The following is an 11,495-nucleotide window of genomic DNA, read 5'->3' on the forward strand; positions in this document are numbered from 1 at the left end:
GCTGGCTTGCCTGCGATGGTATCGGCTCGGTGTGTCAGGTGTACCGAGGTGATGCCATCGCAGGCAAGCCAGCTCCCACAGGTGATCGGGTTTCAGCAGTCAGACCTGCGCGGTGCGCAGTTTTTCGCTACGGCCACGCAGCCATTCCAGGGTCAGCAGCAATACCACCGAGAAGGCAATCAGCAAGGTCGCCGCTGCGGCGATGGTCGGGCTGAGGTTTTCGCGGATGCCACTGAACATCTGCCGAGGCAAGGTCGCCTGCTCGGGCCCGGCGAGGAACAGCGTCACCACCACCTCGTCGAAGGACGTGGCAAAGGCAAACAGTGCCCCGGAAATAACTCCCGGCGCAATCAGCGGCAGCGTCACCCGGCGAAAGGCAGTCAGTGGCGATGCACCCAGACTGGCCGCCGCCCGCACCAGGTTATGGTTGAACCCCTGCAAGGTCGCCGACACGGTAATGATCACAAACGGTACGCCCAACACCGCATGCACCACGATCAGCGAAAAGAAGCTGTTGCCCAATCCCAGCGGAGCGAAGAACAGATAACTGGCCACGCCGATAATCACCACTGGCACCACCATCGGCGAAATCACCAGGGCCATCACCAGCGCCTTGCCGGGGAAATGGCCACGGGTCAGGCCGATGGCTGCCAATGTGCCGAAGATCATCGCCAGCACCGTGGCCGCCGGGGCGACAATGATGCTGTTCTTCAAGGCGCGCATCCATTCCGCCGAGGCGAAGAAGTCCTGGTACCAGTGCAACGAAAACCCCTGCAACGGGTACACCAAAAAACTCCCGGAGTTGAACGACAGCGGGATGATCACCAACACCGGCAGGATCAGGAACAACAGGATCAGGCCGCAGAGAATCCGCAAGCTGTAGAACCACACCCGCTCGATGGGTGACATGTAAGGACTGCTGGTCATTTCAGGCGCTCCTCAGCTCAGGCGCAGGCGGCTGGCGCCCACCAGCCAGTTGTAGATCAGGTACAAAACAACGGTCGCCAGCAGCAGCAAGCCGCCCAGCGCCGTGGCCATGCCCCAGTTGATGCTGGTGTTGGTGTAGAAAGCCACGAAGTAGCTGACCATCTGGTCGTTCGGGCTGCCCAGCAGCGCCGGGGTGATGTAGTAACCAATCGCCAGGATGAACACCAGCAGGCAGCCAGCGCCGACGCCGGCGTAGGTCTGCGGGAAGTACACCCGCCAGAAACTGGCAAATGGATGACAACCCAGGGAAATCGCCGCGCGCATATAGGTCGGCGAAATGCCTTTCATCACGCTGTAGATCGGCAGAATCATGAACGGCAGCAGGATATGCACCATGGAGATGTAGACCCCAAGCCGGTTGAACACCAGCTCCAGAGGTTTATCGATGATGCCCAGGCTCATCAGCGCGCCGTTGATCAGGCCGCCAGACTGCAACAGCACGATCCATGCAGCCACGCGCACCAGTACCGACGTCCAGAACGGCAACAGCACCAGAATCATCAGCAAGTTGCTTTGCCGCGCTGGCAGGTTGGCCAGCAGGTAGGCCAGCGGATAAGCCAGCAGCAAGCAGCACACGGTGATTACCAGGCCCATCCAGAAGGTACGGGCAAAGATATCGAGGTAGATCGCCTGATCCGGCGTGGCCGGCGCAACTTCGCCGAGGTCGTCGATACGGTGATCGACCGCCGCCAGCAGGTAATAAGGCGTCAGGCTGCTGGTGTTGCGGCGGATTGCCTGCCAGTACGCGGGGTCGCCCCAGCGTTCGTCGAGGTTTTCCAGCGCTTCTTTATAAGAGGCCGGTGCTTCGCTAAACGGCAGCGCCCGCGCGGTCTTGGTCAACAGGCTGCGATAGCCTGCCAGTTCCATGTTCAAGCGTTTGGACAAATCGCCCAGGGTCTGGTTTTTGCGGGCCTCGCCCAGGTCCTCGCTGATGGCCCGGTACACCGGCTCGTCAGGCAGGCCGCGACCATCCCACGCGGTTACCGCGACCACGGTACGCGGCAGGCCGGCGACCACTTCCGGGTTGCCGACGCTTTTGTAGAGCAGCGCAACGATAGGCACCAGGAACACCAGCAGCAAAAACACCACCAGCGGCGCAATCAAGGCCTGGGCCTTCCAGCGATTAAGCCGCTCGGCACGCGCCAGGCGCTGTTTCAAGCTGGGGGTGGTGACCTCGTTCGAGGGAACGGCGATGGCCATGGCAAACTCCGGAAAATCTACTGTTGAGACCTCTGTAGGAGCTGGCTTGCCTGCGATGGCAGCGCCTCGGTGTATCAGGTGTACCGAGGTGATTCGATCGCAGGCAAGCCAGCTCCTACAGGGTTATGCGGCGCGGCTTATTACTTGGCGGCCCAGGAATTGAAGCGCTGCTCCAGTTGCTCGCCGTTATCCGCCCAGAAGCTCACATCGATCTGCACCTGGTTGGCGATGTTTTCCGGAGTGGTCGGCATATCCTTGAGGACGTCCTTGGCCAGCAGCGGCACGGCTTGGGTGTTGGCCGGGCCATAGGCGATGTTTTCGGAGTAGATTTTCTGTTGTTGCGGGGCGACCGAGAACGCGATGAATTTCTTCGCCACTTCTGCGCGCTCCTTGCTCAGGCCCTTGGGAATCGCCCAGGCATCGAAGTCGTAGATGCCGCCGTTCCACACCACCTTCAGGTTGCTTTCTTTCTGCACTGCAGCGATCCGGCCGTTGTAGGCCGAGCTCATGACCACATCGCCCGAGGCCAGGTACTGCGGCGGCTGTGCGCCGGCTTCCCACCACTGGATCGACGGTTTGAGTTCATCGAGTTTCTTGAAGGCACGGTCCTGGCCATCTTTGCTGGCCAGCACTTTGTACACATCCTTGGGCGCCACACCGTCGGCCATCAGGGCAAATTCCAGGGTGTATTTGGCGCCTTTGCGCAGGCCACGCTTACCGGGGAATTTCTTGGTGTCCCAGAAATCCACCCAGCCGCCTGGTGGCGCTTTCAGCTTGTCGGCGTTGTAAGCCAGCACGGTGGACCACACGAAGAAACCCACGCCGCAGGGCTGGATCGCGCCTTTTACGTAATCTTCAGTCTTGCCGAACAACGCTGGGTCCAACGGTTCGAAGAGGTCTTCGTCACAGCCACGGGACAGTTCCGGCGACTCGACTTCCACCAGATCCCAAGACACGCTCTTGGTGTCGACCATGGCTTTGACCTTGGCCATCTCACCGTTGTACTCGCCAGCGATGATCTTGCCATTGCCCGCGCTTTCCCACGGGGCATAGAAGGCCTTGACCTGAGCCGCCTTGTTCGCGCCGCCAAACGACACCACTGTCAGGTCGGGACCTGCCATGACCTGTGAAGCACCCGCCAGGCCAATGGCCAGGGCGGTCAATTTCAGGGATCTCAACATTTATTGTTCTCTCCACGTGCAGGGTTGGGTGAAGCCAAGGGGGCGATCAATTCGCCTCTAGAAGTGGGTCGAGTGCGCGAACGTGCTCGACTTGCCAGCCAATCGGAACCACGTCGCCGACCGTCAGCGCCGGGTCCAGCTCGGCGATCGGTTGTTTCACAAAGAAATCGGCCTTGCCGCAGACCTCCAGGCGCACGCGTACGTGGTCGCCCAGGTAGATAAATTCCGCCACCCGGCCCGAGAAGCGATTGCTGCAGCTTTCGCTGGAACCGTTGAGACTGACCCGCTCCGGGCGCACCGACAGGGTCACCGGGCCACCGATCTGGCCGACGTTGACCGCCAGCGCCTCGACCTTCTCGCCCCGCGCCAACTCGACCACACACCGTTCGCCGGTATGGCTGTGCAGGCGGCCGTTCAAACGGTTGTTCTCGCCAATGAAGTTGGCGACAAAGGTATTTTTCGGTTCTTCATACAAGGTGCGCGGAGGGGCGATCTGCTGGATCTCGCCCTGGTGGAACACCGCCACCCGATCAGACATGGTCAGCGCTTCACCCTGGTCGTGGGTCACGTAGACCACGGTCACGCCGAGGCGCTGGTGCAGGTGCTTGATCTCCATCTGCATATGTTCACGCAGCTGTTTATCGAGAGCGCCGAGAGGTTCGTCCATCAGCACCAGTTGCGGTTCGAACACCAGTGCGCGGGCCAGCGCGACCCGTTGTTGCTGGCCGCCGGAAAGTTGCGCGGGGTAGCGCTGGGCGAAGGCATCGAGCTGGACCATGCTCAGCACACGTTTGACCCGCTCGCTGATATCGGTCTTGCTCAACCCCCTTACCGACAGGGGGAACGCCAGGTTCTCGGCCACAGTCATGTGCGGGAACAGCGCATAGTTCTGGAACACCATGCCAATGTCGCGCTTGTGCGGCGGCACATTGTTGATGGAGCGCCCGGCCAGCAGGATTTCCCCGGCTGTCGGGGTCTCGAAACCGGCGAGCATCATCAGGCTGGTGGTCTTGCCCGAACCGGACGGCCCCAGCAGGGTAAGAAACTCGCCTTTGCGAATGTCCAGGTTGAGGTCTTTGACGATCAGGTTCTCGCCGTCGTAGCTCTTCTGCACACCACGAAAGCTGACCAGCACATCATTTGAATCCACCTCGCTCATACCCGCACCTTTTTGTTTTGGACTGCTGTGGAGCTAGCGTAGTCCAGGCGCAAGCCCCCGGAAATCGGGGCGCAAGAGAGATTGGCATCAGCGCGATGGAAGGTTCGGGGTAGGGATTGCCCTACACGGATGGCGGGTAGGGAACAGTGCAGCGGCAAGCTTCAAGCGATAAGCCGCAAGCATGGGCTGCGGGGTGTTTCAGGAGTGTCGCAAATAGATACGTCCCCTGTAGGAGCATGGCAAGCCAGTCTCCTACAGGAGTTTGTGCTCCATCGCGTACTTCACCAGTTCTGCCAGGGAGGTGATGTTGAGCTTCTGCATCAACCGCGCCTTGTGGGTGCTGATGGTCTTGCTGCTCAAGGCCAGTTGCTGGGCGATATCGTTGACATTGGCGCCTTGGGCCAGGCGCTCGAACACCGAGAACTCACGCTCGGACAACAACGAGTGCAAGGGCCGGGCATCAGTGAGACCGACTTCAAACACCATGCGGTCGGCCAGGTCCGGGTCGATATAACGCCCGCCCGCGGCCACCTTGCGAATCGCCGTCAACAACAGGGCCGGATCACTGTCCTTGGTCGCATACCCCGCCGCGCCGACCTTCAGCGCCCGGGCGGCCATTTGCGCTTCGTCATGCATCGACAGCACCAGGATCGCCGGCGGATTGTTCAGCGCGCGAATCCGCGCAATGGCTTCCAGGCCGTTGACCCCGGGCATCGAGATATCCAGCAACACGACCTCACAGGGTGTATGGCGCAAGGCTTCCAACAGTTGCTCGCCATTCCCCGCCTCACCCACCACCAGCAGGTCCTTGGCCAGGCCGATCAACTGCTTGATGCCTTCGCGGACGATGGTGTGGTCTTCGGCTACCAATACGCGGATCACAGGACTTTCCTCTTATTGTGGTTAGGCATCCAGCGGCACTGTCACGCTCAGGGTGGTGCCCTCCCCCAGTTCGCTGTCGAGGGTCAACTGCCCGCCCATGATCAGCACGCGCTCGCGCATGCCCACCAGGCCAAACGACACCGGACGTCCTGGCGCAGAGACGAAGCCTGCACCATCATCACTGATGGTCAGTCGCAGGTTATCGCCGTCGACCACCAGGGTCAGCTCCACAGTATGCGCCTGGGCATGGCGCATGACATTGGTCAGGGCCTCTTGCAGGATGCGGAACAGGCCAATGGCCTTGGCGTCGCTCAGGGCTGGGAGGTTTTCCGGCACTTGCACCAGGCATGGAATCTGCGTGCGCGCCTCGAACCGCCGCGCCTGCCATTCGATGGCCGAGGCAATCCCGGCGTCGAGAATCGGCGGGCGCAGCGCGGTGGCCACATCACGGACCAGTTGAAACAACTGCGCGATCAAGCGTTTCATGCTGTTCAGGCGCTCGTGCAGGCCGGGGTCCAACTGCGCGTAGGCCAACTCGCACATAGAGGTTTCCAGCTTCAACACGGTGAGCATTTGCCCCAGTTCATCGTGGACTTCACGGGCGATGCGCGCCTTCTCTTCCTCGCGCACGGTTTCCAGGTGGGCCGACAGCTCGCGCAGTTGCGCCCGCGAGGCGTCCAGCTCCAACTCGATACGCTTGCTGTCGCTGATGTCCCAGACGATCCCGTCCCAGACCACCGCGCCATCGGCCAGGCGCCGGGTAACGGCCTTGATCTCGGCCCAGCGCTGCTCGCCCTGGCGAGTGAGGATGCGGCCCTGCCACGACCAGTTGCTCTCGCTGTCGATGGCGTGGTCCTGGGTCTGGTGATAACTGGCCCGGTCATCGGGGTGGACCAGGCTGCGAATTCCCACATCACGGTGGCTGAGGAAAGATGGCGAGTACCCCACCAGGCGCTCGCTGCCTTCGCTGATATAGGCAAAGTCGATTTCAGCACTCCGCGCCAACCGCTCCAGGCGAAATACCATCCCCGGTACATTGGCGGCGATGCCTTGCAGGCGCGCTTCACTTTCCTGCAGGGCGGCCAATGCCCGGCGGCGCTCGGTAACGTCGGTGAGGTACACCACCAGGTATTCGCCGTCGGCAAAACGCAGGAAACTCAGCGACACATCCGTGGGTAACAGACTGCCATCGGCGCGCAAGCACTGGGTGGCAAAGCTCTGTGGCCCGTCCTCGCTGGCCCGGGCGCGCTTCCATAGGTGCAGCCAGCGGTCCATGCTCAAGTTGGGTTCGAACTCGATCAGCGGTCGCTCGATCAGCGCGCCCGAAGCGTAGCCGAGCATGGCTTCGGCAGCGACGTTGGCGTAGCGAACGTGACTGTCCCAGTTGACCCAGAGGATGCCGACGGTGCTTTGGTCGATGGAAAACTGGGTCAGGCGCAACGCTTCGGCACCCGCCGCACGGGCGGCGCTTTCTTCACGGGTTGCCAGCAGTTCCTGTTCCAGCACACGCTGGTGGCGGCGCTGCCACAGGGCAACCGCCAGACAGGCGAGCAACAACAGGCCCAGCAACAGGCTCAGGTTCTGCCAGAACCCCGGCGATTCCGAGAGCCGTGGGTATTTGGGTTGCAGCCAGCGGGCGTGCAATTGCTCCAGCTCCCGGGCGGGAATCGCCCGCAGGCCGCTCTCGATAATGTCCGCCAAAGGCTGCCAGTCACGTCGAGTGGCCACCCGCAGCAACTGAGGCAAACCAATATCACCGACCACCGCCAGAGCCGCGAACTCAGGCTCGGCGGACAGACGACTCAACTGCGCCTCATCAATCACCGCATAGCGCGCCTGCTGGCTGACCAACAATTGCAGGGCCTGGCGCTCCTGGGGCACGCCTTGCAGGTTCAGATTGGGGTAATTGCTGCGCAAGTAATCGGCCACCGCACTGGGCATGCGCACGGCGACCCGGGAATGTTCGTCGAGTTTTTCCAGGTCTACCGCGCCGCTGCCGTCACGGATGCCCACGATATGCTGGGGCACACGCATATACGGGTCGGAAAACAGCCACAGGCGCAGCCCGGCCGGGGTTTGCAGCAGGCCAGGCGCGAGGTCGACCGCGTCTTCGCGCAAGGCCTCCTCCAACTGCTCTTGCGTGGGGAAGTTGCGCCAGGTCAGTTCGATATTCAACGCCTTGGCCAGCGCCTGCATCAGCTCGACATTGGCCCCGGACAACCGCTGCAGGCGCCGGTCGTATTGCGCGTAAGGTGCCTGCAACACCACGCCGACCCGCAGTTGCGGGTGCTGCGCCAGCCACTCGCGCTGCTGGGCGCTGAGCACCGCTGGCGGCACCACGGACGCAGGCGCGGCACTCGCCATCAAGGGAAAGCACAGGTAGCCGATAACCAGCAGACAGCGAAAAATCATCATTCACATCTCACATCCAACCCATTAGGCTGCCGGGATCACTTCTGGCCGGAATTGCACTATGCCCCTGCTTCACCATTCGACACTGCCAGCATTGTGCCTGTCGCTCCTGTTTACCAGCACCTTTTGCGTGCAGGCGGCGGACACCGAGCCGGCTACCGCCGAAAAACCAGTGCAACGCCTGCCTCTGCCCGAGCGCAGCCAGGAGGAAGCCAACGCCCTTGAGCGGCAACTGCCACCCCAGGAGCAGCAACAATTGCAGGCAGGCGACGAGTCGTTCCTGGCCCTGTGGAAGCCGGCCAACAGCGCCGAACCGCAAGGTGTGGTGATTATCGTGCCGGGTGCCGGGGAAACTGCTGACTGGCCGCAGGCAATCGGGCCTTTGCGCCAGAAGTTGCCGGATGCCGCCTGGGGCAGCCTGAGTCTGTCGCTACCCGACCTGAGCCTGGACACCCTGCCGCCTCGGGTCATCCAGGCTCCCGACGCGGCCGTCGACACCAGCAGCAAGGATGCCAGCACCGCCGCGCCCAAACCGATCGAACAGGCGGCCAGCGCCGAAGCCGAGGGCACCGACCCGGCCGTGGTTGCCGGCGTGGATGAGCAGGACAAGACCGATGCGACACGGATCTTCGCCCGTATCGATGCCGCCGTGGCCTTCGCCCAGACCCAGAGCGCCCGCAGTGTGGTGGTGCTGGGGCACGGCACCGGGGCCTGGTGGGCAGCCCGCTACCTGAGCGAAAAACAACCCACCCAGGTGCAGAAATTCATCATGGTCGCCGCGCAAACGCCGGTGGGTCGTCAACCGGACCTGCAACAGTTGGCGCCGACCTTGAAGCTGGCGACCGCCGATGTCTTCTACCAGGACAACGCCTTGGCAAGCAAAATGGCGCTGGAACGCAGCCAGGCGAGCAAGCGGCTGAAGAATGACAACTACAAGCAAGTGTCGTTGAAGACCATCCCCGGTAATAGCTCGGCCGGGCAGGAACAGTTGTACCGACGCATTCGCGGCTGGTTGAACCCGCAAAACAGCGGAAGCTGACCGCCCCCTTGTAGGAGCGAGCTTGCTCGCGAAAAACCTGAGGTCGCCGCGTTTAGCCAGAATAAACGCATTGAGCTTACGTTTTTCGCGAGCAAGCTCGCTCCTACAGGGGCTCAGCGGAAATTGCGCTGCTCGCGAATGATCGTGTAGGCACTATGCAGTTCCCGCGTACGTTCCGTGGCCTCGCGTACCTGCACGGGGCTGGCGCCGCTGCCGGCAATCTTGTCCGGGTGATGGCGGCTGAGCAGCCGTCGATAGGCACGCTTGATGGCCGCAGGCTCGGTAGTGGTGCTCACGCCGAGAATCTGCAGGGCTTCCTGGTAGGTGCCACCGCGAGTGGCCAGGGGTTTGCGCTCCGGCTCGTAATCTTGAGCCAGGGCCTGGATCTGTTGCGGCGTCCACCCCAGCCACTTACCCCAGAGTTCGATCAGGTCGCGCTCGGCATGGCTGGCCTTGCCGTCGGCCCAGACCATGCGCCAGCAGGCGCGCAGCACGCCTTCTGCCGCATGGGGCTGGGCCTTGAGCACACGCAGGTAACTGCGCACGCGATCGGTCCCCGACTTGCCCCGATTGAACGCCGCAATCGCACGGCGCTGGGCCGGCTCGGTCATATCCAGCGAACGCATTTCCACCCGCGCCTGCTGGATATGCCCGTCCACCACCCGCCCGTTGCTCTTGGCCAGACGACCCAGCAACACAAACAGCAATTCGTCATTACGCAGCGCCGGACGGCCGCCCAGGCGCTCGCGCAGGTGCGCCCAACTGCGCAATTGCAGGCGCCGATCCAGCGCCTGGCCCAATAACGCACCCAACATGGCCCCCGGAATGCTGGCGATGGCAAACCCCGCCCCGGCTCCGATCAGAGTCCCTGGCCACAGCATCTTACTGGCCCACGGTCAGCAGGTTTTCGACCTGCGCCAGGCGCTCCAGCGTACCGACGTCAATCCAGCGTCCATCCATGTGTTCCCCCGTGACCAAGCCTTGAGCCATCGCTGTGCGCAACAACGGCGCCAGCTTGAAGGCACCGGCACTGCAACCCGCGAACAGTTTGGGGTGCAACACCGAAATGCCACTGAAGGTCAGGTTATCGGCACCGGGCGCGGCATCATGAAGCAAACCGTCCTTGATATAGAAATCGCCACCGCTGGGATGATGCGCCGGGTTGTCGACCATCACCAGATGCGCCAGGCCGCTTGGGGGCTGCTTGAGGCGGGCAAAGTCGTAGTCGGTCCAGATATCGCCATTGACCACCAGGAACGGCTCGTCGCCCAGCAAGGGCAAGGCCTGGAAAATCCCGCCGCCGGTTTCCAGGGGCTCGCCTTCCGGGGAATAGCGGATCCGCAGGCCGAATTGCGCGCCGTCCCCCAGATAACTCTCGATCTGCTGGCCCAGCCAGGCATGGTTGATGACGATATCGGTGAATCCCGCTTTCGCCAGCGCCTCCAGGTGATACTCGATCAGGCGCTTGCCACCGGCCTGGACCAGTGGCTTGGGGGTGTGCAAGGTCAGCGGGCGCATCCGCTCACCCTTGCCTGCTGCGAGGATCATGGCCTTCATGCGTGGGCCTCGGCCGGTTGGCGCAGGCTGGCCAGCAACTCGCCCAATTCAGCCAGCTCCGGGCGATCCACCAACACCGCTTCTATATAAGCAAAGAAGCGCGGCACGTCCGCCAGGTAGCGCGGCTTGCCATCACGGTGGCAGATACGCGCGAAGATACCGATGACCTTGAGGTGACGCTGCACCCCCATCAAGTCGCTGGCACGCAGGAAGTCTTCAAAATCCGCCTGTACCGGGATGCCCAATTGGCCAGCACGCTGCCAATAGCCGCGCTGCCATTCACGCACCCGCGCCTGGGGCCAACTGAGGAAGGCGTCCTTGAACAGGCAGGTGATGTCGTAGGTGACGGGGCCGTAGACCGCATCCTGGAAGTCCAGCACGCCAGGGTTCGGAACGCTGATCATCAGGTTGCGCGGCATATAGTCGCGATGCACCAAGACCTTGGGCTGGGCCAGGGCGCTGTCGATCAACAATTGGCTGACCCGTTGCCACAGGGCCAGTTGCTGCTCGTCAAGCTCGATGCCCAGGTGCCGGCGCACGTACCACTCGGGAAACAGCTCAAGTTCGCGGCGCAACAATGCCACGTCATAGCTGGGCAACCCGGCGTCCATCGGCAATTGCTGGAAAGCCAGCAGCGCGTCGATGGCATCGGCAAACAATTGATCGGCATTTTCGCCGTCAATCACATCCAAATAGGTTTTTTGGCCAAGGTCGTTAAGCAAAAGAAAGCCCTGGGACAAATCTTCTGCATATATTTGCGGAACATTTATGTCTGATTTCGCCAGCATTCGAGCGATATCGACGAAAGGTTTGCAGTTTTCCTGGGGGGGCGGAGCGTCCATCACAATGAATGTGCGGCCCTCGCCCTCCCAGCGGAAGTACCGCCTGAAACTCGCGTCGCTGCTGGCCCCGGTCAATGTGGCCGGGGGCACGGCACCCCAACCCTGAGTCGCAAAAAGGATAGGTAACTGCTGATCAAGCCAGACTTTCAGGTGTTGCAAACGTAGATCTTGGTCGGGCATTACAAGGGTCTCCGACGGCGCTAGCCGTCAAGCGGGTCATGCTTTATTATCACCCA

General features: G+C 62.0%; 10 protein-coding genes. 1 reads left to right on the forward strand and 9 read right to left on the reverse strand.

The genetic code is table 11. The features are described 5' to 3' along the window. Nucleotides 1-99: 99 nt before the first annotated feature. The 6 genes from FJD34_RS22195 to FJD34_RS22220 all read right to left on the reverse strand — a co-directional run bounded on the left by FJD34_RS22195 (nucleotide 100) and on the right by FJD34_RS22220 (nucleotide 7,824). The gene (locus FJD34_RS22195) at nucleotides 100-927 is read right to left on the reverse strand and encodes an ABC transporter permease (protein WP_032858524.1); all 828 of its coding nucleotides are present in this window, start codon (nucleotides 925-927) and stop codon (nucleotides 100-102) included. A gap of 12 nt (nucleotides 928-939) precedes the next feature. Beyond that, nucleotides 940-2,187 carry an ABC transporter permease gene (locus tag FJD34_RS22200; protein WP_032858526.1) on the reverse strand — a complete coding sequence of 416 codons (1,248 nt, stop codon included), beginning with the start codon at nucleotides 2,185-2,187 and terminating at the stop codon, nucleotides 940-942. 140 nt (nucleotides 2,188-2,327) lie between these two features. Further along, entirely contained in the window at nucleotides 2,328-3,368 is a 1,041-nt protein-coding gene (locus tag FJD34_RS22205; RefSeq protein ID WP_032858528.1) for an ABC transporter substrate-binding protein, read from the reverse strand. A 46-nt stretch (nucleotides 3,369-3,414) separates the two neighbouring features. After that, on the reverse strand, nucleotides 3,415-4,527 hold the full coding sequence (locus FJD34_RS22210; RefSeq protein ID WP_065942667.1) for an ABC transporter ATP-binding protein: 1,113 nt from the start codon (nucleotides 4,525-4,527) through the stop codon (nucleotides 3,415-3,417). A gap of 252 nt (nucleotides 4,528-4,779) precedes the next feature. After that, nucleotides 4,780-5,409 (reverse strand): response regulator, encoded by a 630-nt coding sequence (locus FJD34_RS22215; protein ID WP_029296794.1) that lies wholly within the window; start codon nucleotides 5,407-5,409, stop codon nucleotides 4,780-4,782. A gap of 21 nt (nucleotides 5,410-5,430) precedes the next feature. Next, complete coding sequence (locus FJD34_RS22220) at nucleotides 5,431-7,824, reverse strand: PAS domain-containing sensor histidine kinase (protein WP_090292200.1); 2,394 nt, start codon at nucleotides 7,822-7,824, stop codon at nucleotides 5,431-5,433. A 58-nt stretch (nucleotides 7,825-7,882) separates the two neighbouring features. Between FJD34_RS22220 and FJD34_RS22225 the strand changes: the two genes are divergently transcribed. Then, complete coding sequence (locus FJD34_RS22225; RefSeq protein ID WP_090292203.1) at nucleotides 7,883-8,860, forward strand: alpha/beta hydrolase family protein; 978 nt, start codon at nucleotides 7,883-7,885, stop codon at nucleotides 8,858-8,860. Nucleotides 8,861-8,973: 113 nt separating this feature from the next. Here FJD34_RS22225 and FJD34_RS22230 read toward each other — a convergent pair whose 3' ends face one another. From FJD34_RS22230 to FJD34_RS22240, 3 genes are read right to left on the reverse strand one after another with little or no spacing between them, the layout of a single operon-like run. Next, complete coding sequence (locus FJD34_RS22230; RefSeq protein ID WP_090292205.1) at nucleotides 8,974-9,741, reverse strand: TerB family tellurite resistance protein; 768 nt, start codon at nucleotides 9,739-9,741, stop codon at nucleotides 8,974-8,976. 1 nt (nucleotide 9,742) lies between these two features. Then, a complete protein-coding gene (gene murU, locus FJD34_RS22235; protein WP_090292206.1) occupies nucleotides 9,743-10,417 on the reverse strand; it encodes an N-acetylmuramate alpha-1-phosphate uridylyltransferase MurU in 675 nt (224 codons plus the stop codon). Then, nucleotides 10,414-11,439, reverse strand: a complete 1,026-nt coding sequence (locus tag FJD34_RS22240; protein WP_090292208.1) for an aminoglycoside phosphotransferase family protein — start codon at nucleotides 11,437-11,439, stop codon at nucleotides 10,414-10,416. Before FJD34_RS22240 ends, murU begins: the two co-directional genes overlap by 4 nt. Nucleotides 11,440-11,495 lie beyond the last annotated feature (56 nt).

It is taken from the genome of Pseudomonas brenneri (assembly GCF_007858285.1).
Taxonomy (GTDB): Bacteria; Pseudomonadota; Gammaproteobacteria; order Pseudomonadales; family Pseudomonadaceae; genus Aquipseudomonas; species Aquipseudomonas brenneri.

What these genes read in the sequence shown, in the direction of transcription:
- FJD34_RS22195 (WP_032858524.1), bottom strand. Translation starts at nt 927, where the DNA reads ATGACCAGCAGTCCTTACATGTCACCCATCGAGCGGGTGTGGTTCTAC.
- FJD34_RS22200 (WP_032858526.1), bottom strand. Translation starts at nt 2,187, where the DNA reads ATGGCCATCGCCGTTCCCTCGAACGAGGTCACCACCCCCAGCTTGAAA.
- FJD34_RS22205 (WP_032858528.1), bottom strand. Translation starts at nt 3,368, where the DNA reads ATGTTGAGATCCCTGAAATTGACCGCCCTGGCCATTGGCCTGGCGGGT.
- FJD34_RS22210 (WP_065942667.1), bottom strand. Translation starts at nt 4,527, where the DNA reads ATGAGCGAGGTGGATTCAAATGATGTGCTGGTCAGCTTTCGTGGTGTG.
- FJD34_RS22220 (WP_090292200.1), bottom strand. Translation starts at nt 7,824, where the DNA reads ATGATGATTTTTCGCTGTCTGCTGGTTATCGGCTACCTGTGCTTTCCC.
- FJD34_RS22225 (WP_090292203.1), top strand. Translation starts at nt 7,883, where the DNA reads ATGCCCCTGCTTCACCATTCGACACTGCCAGCATTGTGCCTGTCGCTC.
- FJD34_RS22230 (WP_090292205.1), bottom strand. Translation starts at nt 9,741, where the DNA reads ATGCTGTGGCCAGGGACTCTGATCGGAGCCGGGGCGGGGTTTGCCATC.
- murU (WP_090292206.1), bottom strand. Translation starts at nt 10,417, where the DNA reads ATGAAGGCCATGATCCTCGCAGCAGGCAAGGGTGAGCGGATGCGCCCG.
- FJD34_RS22240 (WP_090292208.1), bottom strand. Translation starts at nt 11,439, where the DNA reads ATGCCCGACCAAGATCTACGTTTGCAACACCTGAAAGTCTGGCTTGAT.